Source organism: Cytophagaceae bacterium (genome assembly GCA_016722655.1).
Lineage (GTDB): Bacteria > Bacteroidota > Bacteroidia > Cytophagales > Spirosomataceae > Leadbetterella.
Genome location: JADKIR010000005.1, coordinates 447,241 through 469,745, shown reverse-complemented (window position 1 = coordinate 469,745; position 22,505 = coordinate 447,241). Strand labels below are relative to the sequence as shown.

At 34.3% G+C, this 22,505-nt stretch carries 18 protein-coding genes; 8 read left to right on the top strand and 10 right to left on the bottom strand.

The genetic code is table 11. The features are described from left to right. Positions 1-11 precede the first annotated feature (11 nt). From IPP61_17895 to IPP61_17870, 6 genes are all read right to left on the bottom strand, one after another. Positions 12-2,894: a DEAD/DEAH box helicase gene (locus IPP61_17895; GenBank protein ID MBL0327008.1), complete on the bottom strand. Its 2,883-nt coding sequence runs from the start codon at positions 2,892-2,894 to the stop codon at positions 12-14. Next, positions 2,891-3,175: a helix-turn-helix transcriptional regulator gene (locus IPP61_17890; GenBank protein ID MBL0327007.1), complete on the bottom strand. Its 285-nt coding sequence runs from the start codon at positions 3,173-3,175 to the stop codon at positions 2,891-2,893. The genes IPP61_17895 and IPP61_17890 overlap by 4 nt, the downstream gene beginning before the upstream one ends. A 144-nt stretch (positions 3,176-3,319) precedes the next feature. Beyond that, a complete protein-coding gene (locus IPP61_17885; protein MBL0327006.1) occupies positions 3,320-5,374 on the bottom strand; it encodes an AAA family ATPase in 2,055 nt (684 codons plus the stop codon). Between the two features lie 25 nt (positions 5,375-5,399). Beyond that, complete coding sequence (locus tag IPP61_17880; protein MBL0327005.1) at positions 5,400-5,684, bottom strand: helix-turn-helix domain-containing protein; 285 nt, start codon at positions 5,682-5,684, stop codon at positions 5,400-5,402. Positions 5,685-5,884: 200 nt separating this feature from the next. Then, positions 5,885-7,783: a hypothetical protein gene (locus IPP61_17875; protein ID MBL0327004.1), complete on the bottom strand. Its 1,899-nt coding sequence runs from the start codon at positions 7,781-7,783 to the stop codon at positions 5,885-5,887. A gap of 23 nt (positions 7,784-7,806) precedes the next feature. After that, positions 7,807-9,024 carry a site-specific integrase gene (locus IPP61_17870; GenBank protein MBL0327003.1) on the bottom strand — a complete coding sequence of 406 codons (1,218 nt, stop codon included), beginning with the start codon at positions 9,022-9,024 and terminating at the stop codon, positions 7,807-7,809. A 167-nt stretch (positions 9,025-9,191) separates the two neighbouring features. Between IPP61_17870 and IPP61_17865 the strand changes: the two genes are divergently transcribed. From IPP61_17865 to ppk2, 6 genes are all read left to right on the top strand, one after another. Beyond that, complete coding sequence (locus tag IPP61_17865; GenBank protein ID MBL0327002.1) at positions 9,192-9,386, top strand: hypothetical protein; 195 nt, start codon at positions 9,192-9,194, stop codon at positions 9,384-9,386. Further along, the gene (locus IPP61_17860) at positions 9,355-10,089 is read left to right on the top strand and encodes a hypothetical protein (protein ID MBL0327001.1); all 735 of its coding nucleotides are present in this window, start codon (positions 9,355-9,357) and stop codon (positions 10,087-10,089) included. The genes IPP61_17865 and IPP61_17860 overlap by 32 nt, the downstream gene beginning before the upstream one ends. 110 nt (positions 10,090-10,199) lie before the next feature. Beyond that, complete coding sequence (locus tag IPP61_17855; GenBank protein MBL0327000.1) at positions 10,200-10,862, top strand: hypothetical protein; 663 nt, start codon at positions 10,200-10,202, stop codon at positions 10,860-10,862. Positions 10,863-11,308: 446 nt separating this feature from the next. Further along, positions 11,309-12,145: an alpha/beta fold hydrolase gene (locus tag IPP61_17850; GenBank protein MBL0326999.1), complete on the top strand. Its 837-nt coding sequence runs from the start codon at positions 11,309-11,311 to the stop codon at positions 12,143-12,145. Between the two features lie 724 nt (positions 12,146-12,869). Then, complete coding sequence (locus tag IPP61_17845) at positions 12,870-14,210, top strand: beta-glucosidase (protein ID MBL0326998.1); 1,341 nt, start codon at positions 12,870-12,872, stop codon at positions 14,208-14,210. A gap of 83 nt (positions 14,211-14,293) precedes the next feature. Further along, positions 14,294-15,190, top strand: a complete 897-nt coding sequence (gene ppk2, locus IPP61_17840) for a polyphosphate kinase 2 (protein MBL0326997.1) — start codon at positions 14,294-14,296, stop codon at positions 15,188-15,190. A gap of 3 nt (positions 15,191-15,193) precedes the next feature. Here ppk2 and IPP61_17835 read toward each other — a convergent pair whose 3' ends face one another. Together IPP61_17835 and IPP61_17830 are read right to left on the bottom strand one after the other, a co-directional pair. After that, a complete protein-coding gene (locus tag IPP61_17835) occupies positions 15,194-15,973 on the bottom strand; it encodes a hypothetical protein (protein ID MBL0326996.1) in 780 nt (259 codons plus the stop codon). A gap of 331 nt (positions 15,974-16,304) precedes the next feature. Then, a complete protein-coding gene (locus tag IPP61_17830; GenBank protein ID MBL0326995.1) occupies positions 16,305-16,703 on the bottom strand; it encodes a hemoglobin in 399 nt (132 codons plus the stop codon). A 227-nt stretch (positions 16,704-16,930) separates the two neighbouring features. On the opposite strand from IPP61_17830, the gene IPP61_17825 reads away from it, so the two are divergent. Together IPP61_17825 and IPP61_17820 are read left to right on the top strand one after the other, a co-directional pair. Then, a complete protein-coding gene (locus IPP61_17825; GenBank protein ID MBL0326994.1) occupies positions 16,931-17,704 on the top strand; it encodes a response regulator transcription factor in 774 nt (257 codons plus the stop codon). A gap of 94 nt (positions 17,705-17,798) precedes the next feature. Beyond that, entirely contained in the window at positions 17,799-20,822 is a 3,024-nt protein-coding gene (locus IPP61_17820; protein MBL0326993.1) for a histidine kinase, read from the top strand. Between the two features lie 113 nt (positions 20,823-20,935). Here IPP61_17820 and IPP61_17815 read toward each other — a convergent pair whose 3' ends face one another. Beyond that, positions 20,936-21,346 carry a hypothetical protein gene (locus IPP61_17815; protein ID MBL0326992.1) on the bottom strand — a complete coding sequence of 137 codons (411 nt, stop codon included), beginning with the start codon at positions 21,344-21,346 and terminating at the stop codon, positions 20,936-20,938. Positions 21,347-21,371: 25 nt separating this feature from the next. Further along, entirely contained in the window at positions 21,372-22,481 is a 1,110-nt protein-coding gene (locus IPP61_17810; GenBank protein ID MBL0326991.1) for a hypothetical protein, read from the bottom strand. Between the last annotated feature and the right edge of the window lie 24 nt (positions 22,482-22,505).

The following is a 22,505-nucleotide window of genomic DNA, read 5'->3' as shown; positions in this document are numbered from 1 at the left end:
TCTTTTCTATTTTAAATTAGATTCCATTTGATTAGGAATAAATCTGTTTTTATGAGTTCCTGTTCCAACTTTTGTTCAATCTGGTCAATCAAACGGTCTTTACTCTGTTCAATTTCTTTTGCTGCACCATCATATTCACGCCAAGCTGCATCACGTTCATTTTCTAACTTTTTGCGTTCCTTCTCCAGCTTTAGTTTTTCTGGCAGATTTGGTGCAAGCCTTGCTACTTTCTTAATTTCTTTAATTTCTTGGTCGAGTTCTTTTAGGGTTATTTTCAAAGAGTTTCGCCTGTCTTCACCCCATAGATCCAATTTCTCTAATTCAATTTCAAAATAGTTGGCGTTGCGTTGCCCTATTTCATCTATAACCTGCAATTGGTGTGCTTTTAAATGGTTTTCCAATTCATCAGTAACCGTAAAGGGTACGGTGGTTTTATTGTCTGATATAGATGCAGGGAGTGAGAAAAAGCGTTCGCAAATTTCTTTGGATAAAACATTTCCATCTGAAGTGATAGCTGAAAGCTGAACAAATTCTTCTACATCAAAAGAGGTAATACATAGCACCCTGCCAAGCATATAGCCTGATTGACCAATGTAGGGTTCAACAGTTGATATTTTCTTAACTGTGTTGGAGTAGTCAAAGGTTAATTCAACCGATGGCAAATCTTGCTTTTTACATTCTTCAATGATTCGTTGAGCCAAAGGATGACCAATTCTATAAACATTTGAATCATCAATTGCCTTGCCTATTCGGTAAGGACCGGGATGAATTTTAAGGTCGTTGTATGGATTTTTAAGCAAACGGAAAGAATGCTCATTTGCTGAAAAGTTTGCATTGCTGTTAAGGGCAAACTGTGTGATGTTCCACAACCAAGATTCGTACTTTGAAAGATAATCTTTACTCTCTTGTAGGTTTATTCTTAATTTTTCGTGTACTTCTTCATCAAAGTTTTCTAATAACTTCTGCCTTGTCTGTTGCATAGCATCAGAAATATTCACTTCCAAATCAGCTTGCAATTCATTGAAAGCTACTTCAATTTGTGTGGTGGTTCTGCACTCCTGATAAATTCGGGCAATACGTTTTTCAAAATCAACTCCGTTTTCGATACTTCCTAAAACTTCATCAGATGCACCAAATACACCATTGAACAACTGAAACTTATCACGAAGTAATTCATATACTCTCACATCAGCTGCATTGGCTTTATTCAGAAAGTTTACTACTACTACATCATATTTTTGACCGTAACGGTGGCATCTTCCAATACGCTGTTCAATGCGTTGAGGGTTCCAGGGCATATCGTAATTGATAACCATAGAACAAAACTGTAAATTGATACCTTCTGCTGCTGCTTCGGTTGCCACCATTATCACTGCTTCATCACGAAAATAGTCCACTAATGCAGCCCGCATATCAGCTGTTCTTGAACCTGATACTTTATCTGTGTTTTTGTGTTTCGCTACCCAATCAGCATAAATTTTACGTGACTTTTCATCTGTGTTTGAGCCATTAAACAAAACAACTCTATCAGCATAACCCCTTGCTTCGAGTATATTTCTCAAATACAATTGAGTTCGGGTACTCTCAGTAAATATGATAGCTTTTTTGGGAGCACCTAAACGATCCATTTCATTAAACCCTTTTTCAAGGGCTGTAAACAGTTTTTCACCTTTAGAATTTAGTCTTATAGACTTGGCAAGCTTTTCAAATTCCTTTAGTGAATTTATTTCTGTTTTTATGTTTTCAATATCTTCTGAAGTATAGGTCTTTTTCTCTTTCTCCTGTTCTTCATCTTCTTCGCCTTCCCACTCGTCTTTTAGTTCATCATAGGTTTCAAAATCGAGGGCAAAAACTTCATCTGAATTATCTGTTTCGGATTCCTTAACTATGTTTTCCAATTTATTTGCCAAGCCTTCTAAAGTACCTGATATGGCAAAAGTTGAAGAAGCTAAAAGCCTTCTTAAAATAAGTGTCATCAACTTACGCTGACTTGCTGGAAGTGCATAAAGATTATCTGCTTGCAGATAATCTGTAACCATATCATACAACTTCTGTTCTTCATCAGTAGGATAAAATTCTTCAACCAATGCAATTCTGTTTGTATAACGGATATACTCTAAAACTTGTCGTCTTAGTGTTCGTTTACAAATTGGCTTTAGTCTTTCTTTTAACTCTGTAAACGCTTCTGCATCTGCTGTGCTTGTTACTCTGCTGTATTGGGTCTTAAAACTTTTTAAATCGCCAAAAGAATAATCATCAATGATGCTTACCAAACCATACAACTCTAATAATGAGTTTTGTAATGGGGTGGCTGTTAAAAGTATTTTTGGAGCTTCGTTCAGTGCATCCTTAATTGACTTGGCAATTTTGTTACCTGCCTTATATACATTCCTTAATCTGTGGGCTTCATCAATTACTGCTAAATCCCAACCGATTGATTTTATATAAGGTTCTTTAGTTCTTGCAAACTGGTATGAACAAATGATTATTTCCGGCTGGTCGAATGGGTTTAAGTTTCCTTTTTTAACGCAATCATTGAATGATTTTGCTTCAAGAATAATTGATGAAAGGAAGAATTTATCTTGTAGTTCCTGTGACCACTGTTTACGAAGATTTGCAGGAGTAATGATGATTATTTTTCGTTTTCTTTCTGCCCACTTTTGAGAAATTACTAATGCAGCTTCAATTGTTTTACCCAAACCTACTTCATCGGCTAAAATAGCACCTTTAGATAATGGAGAACGAAAGGCAAATAATGCAGCTTCAACCTGATGTGGGTTTAAATCTACTTGTGCATCTACTAAGGTAGAAGCCAGTTTTTGCATACTGTCTGATGAACTACGCTTGGTAAGTTCGTATGCGAAATATTTAGCATGGTAAGATGTAATGCTCATTTCTTCTTATAGGTTTTAAGTACAAGTTTTAAAGCATCTTCGCCCTCCTTGCTATTGTTTATTGTATCTGAAATTTTATCTGCAAGCCAAATTGTAATGAGTGGCTCGGCTGGAGTTTGTAAAAATTCTGCCAATTTAACGACTTGCTCACGGCTTGCATTGCGTTCCCCTCTTTCGAGTTTACTTACAAAAGCTGTGTCAACTTCTAAGAAGGCAGCTGCCTGTCGAAGTAGCAAATTTTTACTTTCTCTTTGTTTTCTTATGGTTTCACCGAAGGACATCTATTCAACTAATTTTGACTTGTCAAAAGTAGTCAAATAAAAGTAAAAAAGTGCAATTTGATGAATGGTAAATATTTTTACCAAATGGTATCAAGTATCAAAGTATCAAAACCCATAGGCAAACGATACCAATGATACCTGATACTAAAAGAGATTTTCGTCTGTTTCATCCTCTGAAAATTCATCTTTACTTGGATTGGCTAAACGATAGCTGCCGTTTGCTTCAACAATAATTTCTAACTTTTTAAGGTTGGTGTGTGCCCTTTTTGCTGTCGGGATGCTTTTGCCTGTTATTTCACAAAACCGTTTCACAAAGTTGCTGTATGATACCAATTGGTCGCCAAATATTTCTTCTGCAATACTTTCTAACTCACTGTACTTTTCTTCCTTTTTATCTTCATTGGGTTGCGTTCCTAATTCTGATGTGGGTATTAATTTACCAGTATTTGAAAATAAAAATGTTTCCTCTGAAAAGTCCAATACAAGGGAATTTTGCTTGTATTCCTTTGGGCAATAATTACCCTTTACCACTGTGAAATATCTTGTGTTATTATCGCCTTCTGAAAGCTGAATACCTAAGCGTACTTTTTGCATTAGCCCTGCACCTCCTTGAATATGCTCTTGCCCTGGTGCTTGGCGGTATGCTCCTTTGTTGATATGGTGAACAAACAAGATTAGGCAGTTGTGTTTTTTGGCAATTTTATCAAAGGTCTTTACTGTGTTTCTCATTGCCATGTTGTTATTGCTGTCGCCTCCTTTGAAAATATCGCCAAAACTATCTACCACCACTAAATCGGCTGCTGCTATTGTTAGTTGGTTGTCCAATTCTTTCAGTATTTCTTCTTGCTCCATAGTATCGGCAAAGATGAACCGCAGGTTGTCTTTTGGACCTTGATTTAAGCCATTCATCTGCCTGCTCATTAAGTAACGTGTGTTTTCTAAATTATCTTCAGTAGCCACATAAATAGAACGGCTGTGAATAGGATTAATGTCAAAATCAATGAATGATTTTAAGCCTAAAGCAACTTGAATACACAATTGCCTTGCAAATTGGCTTTTACCTGTGTCGGGTTTCCCTGCTAAAACTGCTGTGCCTTTTTGTGGCAAAATAGGAGACATGAGGTATTGAGGTTCTAAGTTTCCCATTGCCATTAATTCTACTGCATTAAACACAACCTTATCAGGGTTTAGTGCTTCGGGTGGAGGTACTTGAAGCGAAGCTGAAAGCAACTCGTCAAAAGCCGATAATGAGCCTCTTGAGGCGAAGTAATCGGAAATGTCTTTGCCGTTATTCGGAATAGCAGGTAATGTGATTTTATTAAAGCCATGTGCTACTGCCAAAAGTTCGGATTGTTTTAAGCCTGTTGCATCGTTATCGTAAAGTACAATGATGTGATTGAAACGAAGTTTCAATTCATCAGCAATTGCCTTTTCTAAAGTTGCGGTTTCGCTGTTAAGCGAAATAGCATTAAAACCTTGTGCTGCCAAACTCAATACATCTTTTTCACCACCTGTAATAAATAGCTTTTCGCCTTTGTCGGGTAGTTGCTTCCATCCAAAAATATACCCCTGCTCTTTATTGCCTAAATATTGAAACTTGTACTGTTTTTCATCTAACGGTTTGTAGAGTTTTAACCAAGTGGCGTTATCATAAGCAAAAATGAATTTTTCGGAACTGCTCTTAACTGTGTATGGTTTACCTTCTTTACTGATGTTGCTAAATTCTTCTAAGGCTGCTACATTGAAGCGTTGCAAGGTTTCAATGGAAATATTGTACTTATTCCAAAAGGTTAATTCAGCATCGCTGAATGGCCTTTTCTTTACAGAAAAATTTGCCTTTGTTTGTTCCGGTGCTGTTCGTTGTGGCTGTACAACTTTTTTGTGATCATTTTCCAAGTTAAGGCAATGGTCACGGTTAATTATTTCCAATGCTTCGGGAAATGAAACATTCAAAAGTTTCATTACGCAATCAAAACAACTGCCTTCATCACCAGTTGCAAAATCTTTATATCTCCACTCATGTTGAGGCAAGGCACAAAAAATATTGAAGCTGGGTGATTGTTGCTTTTCTGCTATAAATGGGTTGCTAATATTCTTACCACTTATTAACCTGCCTGTGTTGTGATAGGGTTGTAAATAATGATTTAATATATCATAGCTTGATATTTTAGCCAATATGGCTTCTTTAGTGATAGACATCTTCTAAACTTTACAGGGTTAATACTCATTTTCTCTTTTTGAATGCTTGGTTGTAATTGCTATCTAATAGCTTTTGCACATCACTCATTCGGTAGTAGATTTTGCTTCCTACTTGGGAAAATGAAATGATACCCTCGTCACGCCAAGATTGTGCGGTTCGTTTACTGATGTTCATCAGTTGAAGGAAATCTTGATTGTCAAGAAATACATCTTTAGGTTCTTTCTGTTTTTCGGTTAGTGCGGACTTAATTTCGTCCATTCGCACAACTAATTCCTGATACTGGTCTTTTGTTAGGATTACTGCTTCCATTGCTTTTTAAATTTTGATGTTTATAAATGAATTATGAAGCAAATTTGTGCAGTAAAGAGTGGCTAAAAACCTTTGTTGATAAGGGTTTAGAGTAAGGTGTAGAGTGTAGAGTATGCCAAAAAAAACGCCAAGCTGCTAAGCCTGGCGTTTGATGTGTGCAGAAAGTTTTTTAAAACTTATTGTAAGGTGTAGAGTGCAAATCAGAGAATTTTAACTGCTTTTTCAATGATGGCTGCACTGGCTGGAGTTTGTTGTTGCTTTAATTTCTGATTGGTTAATACTGTACCGTTTGCCATATCAAAACAATTGATAGTTATATCCCATTGTTTTTGTTTGGTATCTTCTACCTTTTTGGCTGTGTTGTGAAGGGTTTTGATGAAATGGGCTAACTCGGAAATGTTGCCTGTCCATATTATTTTTTGTTCTATTTCTTTTGATGAAAATATGCTTCTGAAATTGGCAAGTGATGTGTCTTGATGAATAAAAGCGGAACGCTTTAATGAGTTCATTAGGTCGGTAAGGTTCTGCGAACCTGTTACGTGGTTGATGTACTGGAAAGATAAAGCCGAAGGCTTATTCTTGATGGGTTGCGGAGGTGTATCTTCTTTCTGAATAAAGCCATATTCAATGGCTTGTTCATTTAAAAAGTCAAGTGCTGAAAGAATTATTTTGCCATAATGGAAATTGTAAAAGGTGTGTTGAATGTTCTCTGTATCTGGGTTAAAACCTTCTTCAAAGGTATCTTTGAACTTTGGTGGTTCATCATTAATGGCAATATGCAAAGCGTTGGTGTAAGAACGATTGCGAAGCAATTGTTCTTCTGTGGTTTCGTATTTTGAATAAAGGTTATTTAATTCTTTTTGGCTTGTATGGCAATGCTGCAATGTTTCATTCAGTTCAAACTTTAGGCGGTTGAGGTATGGTTTTCTTGCATCCTGTTCTAAGTGAATGAGGTTGCTCAACACTTCTTTTTTGAGGTAAGAAAGGTTGTCACGCCACTGATAGTAATAACTCAACGGTGCATACTCCAGAGGGTAATTGTATTCTAAAGCTTTTATAAAAATATTGAAATTATCATCCTTGATTTTGGTTGTTGCTGATGGTGCTGCATTTGTTACTAACCCTGTTTTAAAATCATCATAAATTTTTTGAAATGCTTCTTTGAATAAATGAAAATGGTTGCTGTAATGTTTCCAAACGTGGGTGGCGTATTTAGCATCATACTCATTTTCTTTGTACTCCATCACATTCGGGAACCAATAAGTATTATGATAGTTAAGCAAAAAAGCTTTATGTCTTTTGGGTGGTGTATGGGTTTTGAATTGTTGCAGGGATAAATTGAGGTACTGATTTATAACCTGATTATTCAAAGGCTTAATTCTTTCATAAACGGACTTGGTAAACTCATTAAGCAAAGGACCTGAAATAAAGCTGTCGAAATAAGTGGGGTCAAATTTATTTGTTTCCCAAAGTTCATCAACCTTTCGCTTATACTCCACAGCTTCAATTGCCAAACGGTTTTCAAGTTCTTCTACTATCAATATTTCATCCTCACTTGCCGGTGTTTGTTGGTGTGGGTTTGGGGCTTTTGTTAGTAGGTCGGCTTGCTCTTTTGAAAAGGTAATTTCAGCACCTAAAATTTCTTTGAGTTGGTTGTTCCATTCTGGGTCTTTGATGGATTGGATACTATGCTTCTCAAATAGTTCTGCTCGGGTAATGGCTGCCAGGCTTTTTATAAGCCTTGCAGCTTTGAGGGCTGGGTGCAAATTATCTAACTCTTTCAAATGGTTTTCTAATGCTTTTCCTCTTGCCTTTTTTAATGCTGTTTTAAAGCCTTCTATCCACCTTTCAATTTGTGCGGTGTTCTTTATACCATAGGTGGTTTGAACCTCTGTAAAGCGTGGATTTGAAGGATTAGCAAGGTATTCTTCAAGGGTGAAGCTGTTGGCTTCATCATCAAATTGCCAAGTGTCTAAAAAATCCACTAACAATTTTGCTCTGATGTATGCTTTGCCATTATCGCCCATAGGCAAGCCATCAACGAAGTTGAGCAGCTTGTCGATGTATGCGTTTATTTGATTATCTGAAATTATTGCCATTTAAAAAGCGAAAAATAATGATTTTAACCTAAATATTGATCCACTGCTTTATCTAATTCTTCATTGATGATTTTTGCATATACCTGTGTAATTCCAATTCCAGAATGGTCCATCAATTTAGAAACGTGTTCAATTCTCATTCCGTTATTTAATGCTCTGGTTGCAAAAGTATGGCGGCTAAGATGAAAGGACAACGAAAACGAAAGTTTGAGTGTCTTTCCAAAATTATTGAGGTGAAAATTGGTTAGTGCATTGTGGCGTTCTGTTTCTTTTGACCTGAAAAAATTATCCTTGAAATACAAATCGCTGTACTCCATTATTGGAAAAATAAAATCTTCGGGCTGACTGTTTTTGGTTTTGTACTTATCAAGTATTTCAATGGCCACACTTCCCATTTTAAAACTGTGTTGCCTTCCTGTTTTGCGGATAACTTTAGAAATACGATTGTCGGCTGCTAAAAAATGTTTCCATTGCAATTCTATTACATCACCAAATCTCAAACCACCTGCATAAACAGCAAACAAAAACATATCCTTACAAATTTGTGCTTTGCCTAATTGCGAAACTTCTAATGCTTCGAGTGCTGCTAATTGCTCTTTGTTTAAGTAGTTGCGGCTGCTCTTTTCTTTCTTTACTCTGAACTTATCAAAGGGGTACAAACTGGTAGGAATTATATCTTCTCTTTGTGCATCCTTGAACATAATGGAAAGGATGGTTAAGGAGTAGTGAATTGTAGTGTTATTATTGCTCAAAGTTTTGGAACAATGGTTTGCAAAATCTTTAAGGGTGGTTACATTGATGTCTTCAAAATAGACTTCTGATGTACCCATAAATTTTTCAAACTTACTGATGTACTTGGTGTAATTCCGGTAAGTGGCAGGTGATAATGTTGTTTTCTGTTTTTCGCATCTTGCATAGCTGTATTCAAAAAAGTTGGTTGCATCTTTTCCTTTGATGGCTTCCTTCAACTTCTTTGCTGATGGCTGTGATTTTTTTCTTTCAAGGTCTGCAACTTGCCCTTCAGCTTCTGCAACCTTTTGTGCCAGTAGTGCATTTATTCTTGCAGAATTTGAGTGGTTCTTTTTAACTCTTTGTTTATCTTCGTCCCATTCATTTGGAACTAACCTAACACCTAAAGAAATGAATTTGGTTTTGCGGTCTTTGATAAGTCTAAGGTACAAAGGTGCTTCGCCATCTTTGCCTACTTTATCATTTCGAAGTACTAATTTGATTGATGCCATATCTAATATTTTACAGGGTTGTGCAATGCGGTGCAACAGAGTACAAAGGTACAACATTAGGTATAACAAAACAAGCTTTTCGTTACATTTTGTTGCACCAAATTAAGATAGTAAAAATGATAAAAGCCTTATTTTACAGGGGTTTAGGAGCAAAAGAAAGAAAAAGGGTGAGAGGTCATGACAACAGCATTTACCCAAAAGGCGGGGTTTCGTGCTCTGCAGACAGTTTTGTGGTTAATCAAACATTAGTTTTTCAAATTAAGTTTTGTGGTAAAAGTCCCGCCCTTCGGGTAGCTGCAAAACGTTCTCAGCAATTAAAAAAATCCAAAAATGCTTATAAATATTCAGGAAATACGGACTGAAGAAGTTCAAACGAGAACAGACGACTTCGAAAAGAAAGGAGGAGAATTACGATTTCGTTTATTCCGAATATCTAAAAATTATGAAGGTGTTATGCCAACTGAAAAGTACGAATGTCATTTAATTGTTGCGAGGCAAACAATGGAACGGATAAACTTTGATGCGAATTACCATTGGAACAGATGTGCATCAAAGGGAAACCGGAAATCATTACCGATATATCAAACAAGTTTCGATGAACTTGATAATAGTGGATTAAATATTGATTTGGATGAATTCTTGGGACCTTTTTATGACTTAGAACGTGAAAAGCCATTCGTAAGAGGGAGAGAAAGCAATGAAACAATAAATTCATATTTCTATTTTGATGCCGAAGAACTTGAAGTGAATAAATTTGACATGAATAAAAGGATTCAAGAATTCAATTTGAAGTACCCGAATCAAAATGGAAATTTTATTTATGCATTTATGGAACCGCCTTACTCAATTCAAACAGGTAAGACAATAAAAGAGAAAGGAGAATATCTCATAGACTTTATGAACTTTATTTTTTCAGATTTGACCAAGATAGAGATTATGAAATGGAGTACAGATTGTTCACCCTATTTCAATGCAGGAAAAGAATGGTGGGGAACATTCTTTTGGACTGTATATAATCCCAAAAAGGATTGGTATATAGGAATTTGTGGTTCATCGACAGATTAAGAAGAAAAAAGCTGAGAACACTGTGTATGCGATAATGGCTCGTAACCTCGCACTTCGAATACACTTGACCGTTAGCTGTAACCTTACGGACACTAAACATAAAGAAAATTATGGGACTATTTGACTTTTTAAAAAAAGACCATTCTAAAGAAATAAACCTCTCTGAAAAATTGGAGAAGATTGGATACTTTGACTTAATAGAAGACTTTGAAAAGAAAAAGTACATAAAAGAAAAGATTGACTTTGACTTTGCGGACGACACAAATCAATATATTGGCAAAGGTTGGCTAACTTTTCCTAATGACTACTATATTTCAAGTGTTTATAACTTGACAGAATATAAAAACGGCTCACCAACCTCTGACTTTAGATCATTTGAAGTTTGGGCAAGTAGTTTATTTCGTGGTGAGTTTTTAGACTATTTGAAATCGGCAAAAATTGTATTTGAAAGAAACGGTATCAAACTCGAATACAAAGACGAAATTTTTGACGAAAACACTAAAGAAAAAATACATCATAAAGTATCTGTAAACGAGAAAGAATACATAATTTTTTCAGGACAAGTTTCAAGAGACAATATTGGACAGACAATGAAAACCTACCTTGATTCTTTTCGAGACATATTAAATGACGCAATAAGAATACAAGAAAAAGATTTTAAAGTTATTCTTGTTACACAACCTGAATATGTTATGTTCGTTTTGCTACAAAAAAGTATGTTAGAAAATTTTAAGGAAATTGTAAAACATACAAAAAACAAGCTGGAAGAATAAAAGGCTACAGCTAACAACTAAGGCTTCGTTCGGCATGCAATGCCTAGAATGAAGCCAATGTTGAACTTAATTTTCGGTAGTTTTTACCTATGGGGTTTTCGTCTGCTGCTTTATGAGTTTCTCGAGCAGTTTCCTGCTGAGTTTTGATTTATTGTGTCTGTTTTTAGTTTCCGTTAGCTTTTCTGGCTAATTCTAATCTTTTGGGCCCTCTTCAAGCCATTACATTTTTGGGTTAAATCTCTTTTCAACCCCAAAAAAAAGTGCCGGCAAATATTGCCGGCCTTTTCGATAATAGAATCCTATTGTACAATACTGGTAATTTCCAGATTAGTGGAAAAAAACAAATAATTCAATTGAACCAAAAGTTAATAAATTGATAATGTCCACCTACTTTAGTTCAAATCACAAAATCTTAATTTATTTCATGTTTTGATAATGATATTTTTATGAAAAAGCTATTTTTTTTATTTGTCATACTTTTGGGTTGTAAACAAAATATCTCTCCCAAACAAAATTGGGTTGAGGAAAATATTCTTGAGAATGATACGGGGAAATTAATGGCCTACCACGCAGGAATCGAAAATTCTAAATATCTGGTGCTGATGGAAGCCGGATTAGGAGATGATCATTCAGTGTGGTTCAATAATAATATCGCAGATTTTTGTGCTGAAAAATACGAAACTGTAATTTATGACAGAGCTGGATATGGTAAATCTACGATTGCAGAAACTAATCGTAGCATTGCTGTTTTAAGCGATGATCTGGGAAAAGTTATTGAGAAATATTCAAAAGGACGAAAAGTAATTTTGATTGGTCATTCCCTGGGTGGTTTAATTATTCGGGATTTTACTATAAAAAATCCTCAAAAAGTGGCCGGGATGCTATTTGTTGACCCGTCTCATGAAAAATACAATGAGCCTACAAAAGAACAAGTTAAGCAAATTGTAGAAGTCTTTTCTAAAAATTTTGGTGCAAATCATGGAGCCACCAACGAAGCCACTTATTTGGAGAGTGATTTTGAATATATGTTTACCTTAGGACCATTGCCCAATGTACCCGTAGTGGTTTTGACCAGCATGAAAGAAGATGCAGGCAACAAAGAAGCCGATCAGGCAAACCACAAAACCCGGCAAGATTGGTACGATGCCCATGAAACCTTAAAAACTGGCATAACTGATTTTACCCATGTAAAAACGCTGAAAGCCGGGCATTATATCATGATAGAAGAGCCGGAGTTTTTTAAGGATAATTTTAAGGTCTTGACAGGGAAAATACCCCAATGAGGTGAAATATGAGTTCTGTCCTTTATTTTATTTTGGATAATTCTTTTCAGCAATACAACGCCTTCATGCTTAGCCAGGGACGGTGGCGTTAAAGCATGCAGTGGCAAATGGAGGATATCAGAGTCATGTCTTCGGGTTAAATTTAATTGAAATGTCACTTTTCCCCATGCTTTCTGAAAGCTTGTATCTATTAATAAATAAAATAGGCTATGAATATGCGGCTGAGGCCTTAGATGGTACGGGAAACTGCGTTTGGTTTTAAAAAGAACTTTTTAGCAACTATTCCGTTAGAAGGGTTGTGGAATTCAAAATAATGAAGGAGCACATTGAAAAAACCGTAGGAATATTTAATTTCGAATGGATAAAATTTGAAAAACTATTTGCCTGATTTACAATTTCAGTTATTTAGAAAACATATCATTTTACTAAAGAACGAACTTCCGTTATAAAGGAATGAAATCATTTTACTAAAGAACGAACTTCCGTTATAAAGGAATGAAATCATTTTACTAAAGAATGAACTTCCGATATAAAGGAATGAAATCATTTTACTAAAGAACGAACTTCCGTTATAAAGAAACGAAATCATTTTACTAAAGAACGAACTTCCGTTATAAAGAAACGAAATTATTTTACAAAAACTTAACCTTTAGTTAATAGTTCATATTTTTTATGATACCCTACTTCTGATACCTTTGCCAAATTGTATTTTTAACTCCTAAGAATGGAATTCGGTAAATTAAAAGAGAAGAACTTTCCAAAAGATTTTACCTGGGGCGTGGCAACTTCGGCGTACCAGACTGAGGGAGCCTGGAAAAGCGATGGCAAAGGCTTGTCGATTTGGGATGCATTTACCAACCATAAAAGATTTAAAAATGGAAATGGAAATATAGCCACCGATTTTTATTCCCAGTACAAAGAAGATATCAAGCTGATCAAAGCCTTAAATCTCAAGGCTTTCAGGTTTTCCATCTCATGGACCAGAATTTTTCCTGAAGGAGTTGGAACCTACAATCCAAGCGGTGTAGATTTTTATCATAAAGTAATTGACTATTGTTTAAAAAAAGGGATTGAACCCTGGATTACGCTTTATCATTGGGATTTACCTCTTGCCCTGGAGGAAAAAGGAGGCTGGACAAATAGGGAAATCCTGGACTGGTTTTCCGGTTATGTTGATTTTTGTACCAAAGAATATGGGTCAAAGGTAAAAAATTGGATTGTTTTAAATGAACCTATGAGTTTTGTGGGTTTGGGGTATTTTATGGGTCTCCACGCACCTGCACGAAAAGGCTTGAAGAACTTTCTTCCGGCTGCACATCATGCCGCACTCTGCCAGGCCATTGGAGGAAGAATAGTAAGGAGAAATATTCCTGAAGCTTATATAGGGACCACATTTTCCTGCTCGGTGGTGAGTCCAAAGAATTTTTGGCCCCCGCATATCAAAGCCGCCAGAAGAATGGATGCTCTCTTAAACCGGTTTTTTATTGAGCCCGCATTGGGACTGGGGTATCCGACCGAAGTAATTCCCGGTCTTAACCGAATCGATAAATATTTCCAGGCCGGCGATGAAGAGCTTCTGAAATTTGATTTTGATTTTATAGGTATTCAATATTATTTCAGGATTGTGGCTCAGTTTAGCCTTTTACCACCTATTCTTTTTGCCAATGAGATTCCGGCAAATAAGAGAAATGTTAAAACCAGCCCGCTAGGTATGGAGATATATCCCAAAGGTTTGATGAAAATGCTGAAACAATTTAGCAGTTATAAAAATGTGAAGGATATTTATGTAACAGAATTGGGGGTGTGTTTTGATGAAAAGCTAAGTGGCGGAAAACTCGAAGATGACAATCGGGTAAAGTATATCAAAAAGTCCTTAAAAATATGCAGGCGTGCGATAAGTAAAGGCATAAGGCTGAAAGGAGTTTTTCTATGGACATTGGTAGATAATTTTGAGTGGGCAGATGGAATCAAACCCAGATTTGGCCTCATTTACAATAACTTTAAAACTCAAAAAAGAACCATAAAAAAATCGGGATACTGGATTCAGGAGTTTTTAAAGAAATAGAAATAATCAGGAAAAATTATCCTGGTTAAAATTGTCTTTAAATAAGGTTTTTTTATTAGATTTATAAATATTCATTATAGAAAATGGAAGGTGAAAATATGGATTTGGAATACAGATATCATCAGGAACTCATGGACAGCCTCGATGAGGAACTGGAAATGGAACTGGATGATGAGAGACTAGGTAGTATAGAAGATGAGAGCAAAACACTGAACAGAAAATTTTATTTTCAGGAGCTATTAAGACTCCAGGGCGAATTGGTTAAGCTTCAGGATTGGATCCAATATAAGAAACTGAAAGTAGTGGTAGTATTTGAAGGGAGAGATTCTGCAGGAAAAGGGGGAGCAATAAAAAGAATAACCCAAAGGCTTAATCCAAGGGTCTGTAGGGTTGCCGCATTGCCCGCTCCCAGTAATCGGGAAGCTACACAATGGTATTTTCAACGGTATGTTTCGCATTTGCCTGCCGGTGGCGAAATGGTGCTCTTTGACAGAAGTTGGTATAATAGGGCAGGGGTGGAAAGAGTGATGGGCTTCTGTTCAGACGAAGAATACGAACAGTTTTTTAAAGACGTGCCGGAATTTGAAAATATGTTGATAAGGTCAGGGATAATTTTGATAAAATACTGGTTTTCGATTTCGGATGACGAACAAAATCTCAGGTTTACCATGAGAAAGAATGATCCCTTGAAGCAATGGAAGCTTTCACCAATGGATTTGGAATCCAGAAGGAGATGGGAAGATTATACCAAAGCAAAGGAATACATGTTTGACAAAACCTCAACAGAAAGCTCACCCTGGTGGATTATTGAAGCTGATGATAAGAAGAAAGCCCGCCTAAACTGTATTAGTCATTTGCTAAGCCAGATTCCATACGATGTGGTAGAACACCCGGAAGTAATCCTGCCAGAAAGAGTACATAATCCGGATTATATACGTGAACCTATTCCTAAGGAAATGTATGTGCCAAATGTTTATTAGAGATTAAATATCATAAATCTCAATTTTATCAATCCAGTTATTCAAATTTTTAAAATATATATTTCTATATTTTTGGATGATTAAAGCATGTTTCTCTCTAAATGAATCATTTACACGGTTATTGGTGCGGTTATCTCTGATTATACATTCAAAATTGATAATACTTCCCACCAACAATTTGAAATCTTTTGGATAGGTTTCACGAAAATGGTCTTCCATCTGATAAAATTCGTATGCAGTTTCATTTATGGCCATCCCCTTGGCAATCCAATAATGGTTCCGGCATTTATCTTCATATTTGAAATATCTGATAGCATTGTTCTTAACTTTTTCCGGATTTTCATAAAAAAGATAATTTTCAGATTCTACAATATCAATCTTATAATTTTTCAGGCCCATGCTCATCACCCAGTCATTGATGGTCATGGGTTTGTTTTCTTGTATCATCCAATCAAATACGTGGCAATTCCGGCCATCTTCAAACAAAAGAGCAACATGATAGCCCCATTTTAGATTCCCGCTGATAGCCAAATGATTAGGGTCAGGCATTACGATACATTCTTTTGAACCTGAAACAAACCTTACCGGAGCGTAAAACCATATTTTTTTATGTTTTATACCCCGATGATTGAGAATCAGAGAACAGTAATGAACTATGTTGTGACAATTTCCCTGTTTATATTTAAAGGTCGGAAAACACAATTCTCTTAATTCTTCAAAAAGAACCTGATAATCAATGTAAATACTTTGCTTCTTTTTATATCTGAAAATAATAGCAGACATTTTTTTATATTTATGAAGCAAATATATAAACCTGCTGTAACCTCAATGGGATTTGAAAATTATGTTTTTGTAATCAATTCTTAAAAAAAATATAATGTAGCCTTTCGATATTTCTTAATAACAATGTAATAAATAATAATTTGTTTATCAGTAATTTATCTCAGGGTTTTTTATTCAAAATCGACTTATAGTAAGTTTTTATTGCCTCATTAATTTTAATCCTTAAAAACCCGGAACAAAAATTAAAATTATGAAAAACTTTCAATTGGCAAAAAAAGAAGTTTGTATCTATAAATTTTTGACTTAATAAATATCATTTTTTAAGTAATTATTAGTTTGTCATTGCATTAACTAATATTGTATAGCATTTTTTCCACGCATTTTCTACTTCGATATTCCAATCTTTTCCTAATCCTTTTTTCAAAGACCAAATTAGGGCATCACCTACCTTATCATAATGATGCGGCAATACCCCATATTTCACATGTTTTTCTCCTAAGTCTTTTATTTGATTGCCTAATTCATCTAATCTGCCCAGGCTTTTTACAATTAGATCTAGCGTATCAATAAGTTTTTTGGACTGAACCTCCTGTGGTAATCGAAACATTTTCTTAAGTGAGGGATCTGCAATAAACAAACGACTGTAGAAAACATCCCCAAACAATGTCGGATCAATTCCTTCCAGATTTCGCCATGTTTGTTTAACAATTTTGATTTCTTCTGTAGTCATACCGCCTTTAATAATATTCAAATTATAACATTATCTTTAAATTTACCGAATTAATATCGCCGAACAGTCAAAATATAGTATTGAATAGTAAAGAAAAGGCAATGAGTCGAAAAAACAACTCAGATCTTATTTTTTACCATTCAAGTTCAGTTTTTTACTTTCCAAATTCAAATACTTGCAAGTCAGGTAGATTTTCCAATACTTTGTTTAATAAACACTTAATAGAAATGATTGCTATTATAATTGAAGACGAAAAGTTAGTTGCAAGGGAACTAAGCATTAAGATAGCCAAAATAGATTCTGAATTAAAAATTTTAGGGATACTACCCAGTGTCAAAACATCGGTAAATTGGTTTGCTGAAAATGCCGAACCCGACGTTGTTTTTGCGGATATTCAGTTGACAGATGGTGTAAGTTTTGAAATTTTCGAAAAGTTCCAGCTCACTTGTCCAATTATTTTTACCACTTCTTATAATGAATTTGCTATAAGAGCATTTAAAGTTAACGGAATTGATTATTTATTAAAACCCGTTGAACTAGAAGACTTAAAAAACGCCATAGAAAAGGCTAAAAACTTAATTAAGAATCAGATAAAATCTCCGATTAATTTACAAAAACTTGCTGCGATTCTTCAGCACACAAGTTCAGATTCTAAGCCAGCATTTAGAGAACAGTTTTTGTGTAATCACAGGAACGCATGGGTTCCTGTAAAAGTCAAAGAAATTTCCCATTTCCATTATGACACTGTAATTCATATTATTACAAAAGCAAATGAAAAATTCAGCCTGGATAATACTATGGATGAAATAGAAGGAATGTTGGATCCTAATGCTTTTTTTAGGATTAATCGCCAGTTTATTGTCAATAAAGACATGATTCAAAGAGTTTGGGGCTTAGAAAATTTGAAATTGATGGTCAAATTGAAAGATCCACATCAATCTGTCGAAATTGATATTAGCCGTCAAAAGGCTCCTGTTTTTAAGAAATGGTTAGAGAAATAGCAAATCAAATTAAATGACGAAAATAACTTATAGGAAGGTCTTAGAGAAAAAAAATAACAGTAGACATATTTTTATTTGTTATCTTTTATTTTCAATGATCTATTTTCATTCTGTATCTGCTCAACGCTTACCCTACACTTTTGACCACCTGAAAGTGAGTGATAATAGCATTGAAAACATAATCAAATGTATGCTCAAAGATCGCAATGGATATCTTTGGCTAGGAACTGCCAGTGGTCTTAAACGCTATGATTCGGGTTTTACAACAACATTTAAACATAATTCAAAAGATGACAATTCTCTGGTTCATAATTCCATTGAATCGCTTTGTGAAGACAAGCAAGGAAGAATATGGGTAGGTACAACAGAAGGTATCTGTTTTTTTGACAAAAAGAAAAATGCATTTTTTACATTCAAAGAACTTAATAAAACTGATTACGCCTGTCTTAATATAATTTGTGATTCAAGAGGAAATATTTGGTTTTCAATTCGTGACAAAGGATTATATAAATTTGACACAAAAACCAATAAACTATACAACTTTTCTATTGAATCATCTCAAACAAAAAAACTAAGTTCAAACAGGGTTTTCAGAAAAGGATTGGTCGAGGATCCCAACAAAAATGGATTATGGATTTCATGTAATGAAGCTTTAAATTTTTTAGATTATTCTTCGCAGAAAATTTATAATAAGTCATTTAACCCAAAGAAAGCAGATGTTTTTAATCTTACCAATATATCTGCACTTACAACAAATGAAAACAATTTGGTTTTTACAGATAACCACAACCAAGAAATTGTCTGGTATAATACCCGACTTCAAAAAAATGTTAGAACATTTGGTTTAAATCCAAATCCTAATATTTCCTTTTCGGGAGTTTATCAATTGTTTTTTGATTCAAATAGTAATATTTGGGTCAGTAGCTATAATAAGAAAATGGCTTACATAGACCTGAAAAAGCAACAATTAATCCCAATTGAATACGAAAAAGGAAATAGTATTTCATTTTCGGCTTACAATTTTATTGATATTTTTCAGGAAAAAAATGGAACAATTTGGTTCGGTACTCAAAATGGGATTAATACTATTAATGGTTTAGCAACCCAAAATCCAAATGAACAACTATTTGAAGTTTATGATTTCTCAAAAGAATTATTTAGAAATAAGCCAAATGATTTTTTTAGGGATTTTAGAGTTGATGAAAAAAACAGCAGCTGGTGGATGCTTACAAATGAAAACCGTTTGATTAATTATGATTTATCAAGTAATCAAACAGTAAGCTACAATATACCCTCTTCAAAAAAAATCTCTTCGAACTCAGACTTCACTATTAAGTTAGAAAATTATGGTAATAAAATATTGATTTCTAAGGCATACGAAATTTTTGTTTTCGATAAATCAACCAAAAAATTCTCGAATATTATTTTGCCGTCTAAAATCAACCCCAAAATGAAAATAAACATATGCCACACCAGACTTTTGGGAGATTCAATCTGGATTTTTGTACAAGACCTTCATGAAGTTTATAATTATCATTTGATTACAAAAAAATGTAAAAGCTTTCCAATAGAATTAGATATTGATTTCAAAAAGAATAAGACTCAAAAAATACATTTTGGAACTTCCTATTCATTGATTACTCGGTCAGGAGAATTTTGGATTTGTATGCAATCGGGTGGTTTGGCTAAATTTTCAAAAGAAAAAAAGAAATTTATTGGCATTAAAAATAAGCAAAATATTGATTTTTCAAAAATAGGGTTTTCGGGTTTTGTGGAAGACAAAAACGGAAAATTTTGGCTAGGGAGTTATGATTTAATCAAATATGATCCTTTGACAAATGACTTTAAAACTATTATTGAAACTGAATATATTGGCTCATTAACCATTGACCATAACGACAATATTATTATTTCTATATTAGATAATATATTGATTTTTAATGAAATAAAAAACGAAAGCTATTCCTTTAATCTGAAAACAAATGACTCCTTTTCTGACTGGGAAAACCAATTGATAGATTTAAAATCCGATAAAATAATATCAATTGGAAAACAAGGGTTCATTTTGATAGATTTAAAAAACTTAAGGATACCTTCTTTTCAGGATCAATTATATATCAATCGAATCTCAAACACAGATACATCAATATTGATAAATGAGAATAATTCTCAGGTTAAATTTAACTCAATACAAAATAGTTTCTCTGTTAATTTTGGTGTTCTGTCACCACCAAATAGTTATTTATATGAAATGTCATATAAACTAGAAGGATTTGATAATGATTGGATTATTGATAAAGAAGATAAAAAAGAGGCTGTTTATGGTAATTTAGATGGAGGTGATTATATCTTTAAGGTTCGGGCTAAAGATGTAAATCAGAAATATTTGCCTATTCAAACTCTGAAAATTCACATCGAAACTCTTTTTTACAATACTATTTGGTTTAAGTTGCTTTTTTTCCTAACGTTCGTTTTCATTCTTTTCGCTTTAATTCGATTTAGAATAAATCAGAGAAAAAAAATTCATCATTTACAGCTTCAATCTACCCGATTAGAAAAAGATAAAACAGAGATACAATACCAAAATTTAATAAACCATCTTAATCCACATTTTCTATTTAACAGCCTTACATCGCTCAATGGTTTGATTTTGTCAGAACCTGATCTTGCCTCCGATTTTTTGCAAAAACTTTCAAAAATTTACAGGTATATTTTACAAAATAAGGAGAATGAGGTAGTGAGTTTAGAAAAAGAATTAGAATTTGTACAAAATTACATTAACCTCCAAAAGTCTCGTTTTGAAGAAGGTTTGCAAGTTATTATCAGTATTCCAGAACGATTTTTAAAGCATGGAATAATACCGGTAACACTTCAAAATCTTTTTGAAAACGCAATCAAACATAATACTATAGAAGAAGGTAATCCGTTGATTATTAATGTTTTTATAGAGAATAATTTTTTAATTGTAAAAAATAATTTACAGAAAAAGAAATTTGTGGAATCCTCCAATAAACAAGGCCTTGATAGTCTAAAAAGTTTATACAAATACTTTACTTCAAGTCCAATGGAGGCAATTGAAACTGAAACGGTGTTTATAGTTAGAATTCCGTTGCTTTGAGGGTTCAAATTGGTTTGCCATTTAAAAATAGCAAACCATTGTTTTTTGAAATTAAAGTCAAAATATTATTTCAATCGAAAATGTCCTGGTGTTAGAGGGATAGTATTAATAAATTATTTATATACTTCAATCATAGCATTGGAAAGTGTAACATAGCAAACTGTCCAGGCTTCTTCTACATCTTTATTCCAATTTGAGCCAAGTCCTTGTTTAAGTGTCCATAGCAATGACTCACCTACTGGTTTGTAATGCTCAGGTAATACGCCATAATTTATATGTCGTTGAGCCAGTTTTGATATTTCATCAATAATTGACTCTAGATTATCTAAACGATTTATTATATAACTCAGCATACCAATTAACTTTCGTGATTGCTCCACTATTTCTGAGCGACCAAACATTGGTCGAACTTCAGGAGCAATTTCAAAAAGCCGGTTATAGAACAATTTACCTACAGTTTCGGCTGGAATTTTGGCTACCAGGTCAAATGTATTTTTTACCAGGTTAATTTGAATTTGGTTCATTTTTGTTTTTAGTTAAAAATTTCTCTTAATTTCCTATTGCAATGCAATTCCAGATAATATTATAATTTACAGGGTTTGGGCTTGTATTTATTAATCTTGCTTTACAACTTGAATTATTTGCATTATCAACTTTGCAACCATACACTACAAGTTGAACCCGATACAATTCGCCCAATGAGCCGAGGGTATAATCTATATCTCCAACAATTACTTTAGGAGCTGTTGTGAAGTTACCTCCAAAAACAATTCCGGTTTCAGGAGACATGGCAAATCCCGCTAACACTGCACTAAAATTGGCGGTTGTAAAAGGGTATATTTTTAAATTGGTGGCACCTGTTGGATTATAGGCTACACCTTTCCCATTATTTACAGTTAGACTACCATCAATTGACATATCTCCTGCGTTAGTCAATTCCATTCTCCAATTGTCCCCTATATATATTCCGGCTGTATTATCATTTTTTAAACCCCAAAAAGCTCCATCGGCACTGTTCAAGGAATTAGTAGAAGATGACGTCCAAATTCCAGAAGTGGAGCCATTGTTTCTAACCCTAACTCTTCCATTTACATCCAGTGTATTATTGGGATCGCTTACTCCTATACCTACGCCATAACTATTAATTATAAACTTCGGCCCATAGTTTCCATCCATTTTATAAATATGAAAATTATTATCCACATTATTTCCTAAATACCATTTGCCTACTTCATTATTGGAAAATTTTAAAGCAGCCAGGCCATTTTTTGAATCAATGCCCATCAGGGAATACCCAACAGTTGATTTTAAATTTAATCCCGTATAATCTCCCGAATAAACTATACTTAAAGGTGACGCTGGATTATTTGTGCCTATTCCCACCATCCCGTTCAAATTTGACAAATAACTGTTATTACCCGAATTTACCCAATTGTTCGGTATCCCTCCTGATGTAGGGTCAATCCAATCTGTCCCATTACAATACATGATTTTTTCTTGGGTAGTATTATATATCATTTTGCCTTTGTCTGATATAGTACAAGATGGATTAACTGATAATTGTGGTAACTGTAAAGTGTTAGGATCTAGACTGATAGATTGAGCGATAATGTTTAATGATAAATGATAAATGGTAAAAAAAATAAATAGCTTTTTCATGATTATAAGCGGTAGTCGCCACAT

Bases quoted from the DNA above. Each gene is read 5' to 3' on its own strand.
- IPP61_17895 (MBL0327008.1), bottom strand. From the start codon at position 2,894: ATGAGCATTACATCTTACCATGCTAAATATTTCGCATACGAACTTACC.
- IPP61_17890 (MBL0327007.1), bottom strand. From the start codon at position 3,175: ATGTCCTTCGGTGAAACCATAAGAAAACAAAGAGAAAGTAAAAATTTG.
- IPP61_17885 (MBL0327006.1), bottom strand. From the start codon at position 5,374: ATGTCTATCACTAAAGAAGCCATATTGGCTAAAATATCAAGCTATGAT.
- IPP61_17880 (MBL0327005.1), bottom strand. From the start codon at position 5,684: ATGGAAGCAGTAATCCTAACAAAAGACCAGTATCAGGAATTAGTTGTG.
- IPP61_17875 (MBL0327004.1), bottom strand. From the start codon at position 7,783: ATGGCAATAATTTCAGATAATCAAATAAACGCATACATCGACAAGCTG.
- IPP61_17870 (MBL0327003.1), bottom strand. From the start codon at position 9,024: ATGGCATCAATCAAATTAGTACTTCGAAATGATAAAGTAGGCAAAGAT.
- IPP61_17860 (MBL0327001.1), top strand. From the start codon at position 9,355: ATGCTTATAAATATTCAGGAAATACGGACTGAAGAAGTTCAAACGAGA.
- IPP61_17855 (MBL0327000.1), top strand. From the start codon at position 10,200: ATGGGACTATTTGACTTTTTAAAAAAAGACCATTCTAAAGAAATAAAC.
- IPP61_17850 (MBL0326999.1), top strand. From the start codon at position 11,309: ATGAAAAAGCTATTTTTTTTATTTGTCATACTTTTGGGTTGTAAACAA.
- IPP61_17845 (MBL0326998.1), top strand. From the start codon at position 12,870: ATGGAATTCGGTAAATTAAAAGAGAAGAACTTTCCAAAAGATTTTACC.
- ppk2 (MBL0326997.1), top strand. From the start codon at position 14,294: ATGGAAGGTGAAAATATGGATTTGGAATACAGATATCATCAGGAACTC.
- IPP61_17835 (MBL0326996.1), bottom strand. From the start codon at position 15,973: ATGTCTGCTATTATTTTCAGATATAAAAAGAAGCAAAGTATTTACATT.
- IPP61_17830 (MBL0326995.1), bottom strand. From the start codon at position 16,703: ATGACTACAGAAGAAATCAAAATTGTTAAACAAACATGGCGAAATCTG.
- IPP61_17825 (MBL0326994.1), top strand. From the start codon at position 16,931: ATGATTGCTATTATAATTGAAGACGAAAAGTTAGTTGCAAGGGAACTA.
- IPP61_17820 (MBL0326993.1), top strand. From the start codon at position 17,799: ATGATCTATTTTCATTCTGTATCTGCTCAACGCTTACCCTACACTTTT.
- IPP61_17815 (MBL0326992.1), bottom strand. From the start codon at position 21,346: ATGAACCAAATTCAAATTAACCTGGTAAAAAATACATTTGACCTGGTA.
- IPP61_17810 (MBL0326991.1), bottom strand. From the start codon at position 22,481: ATGAAAAAGCTATTTATTTTTTTTACCATTTATCATTTATCATTAAAC.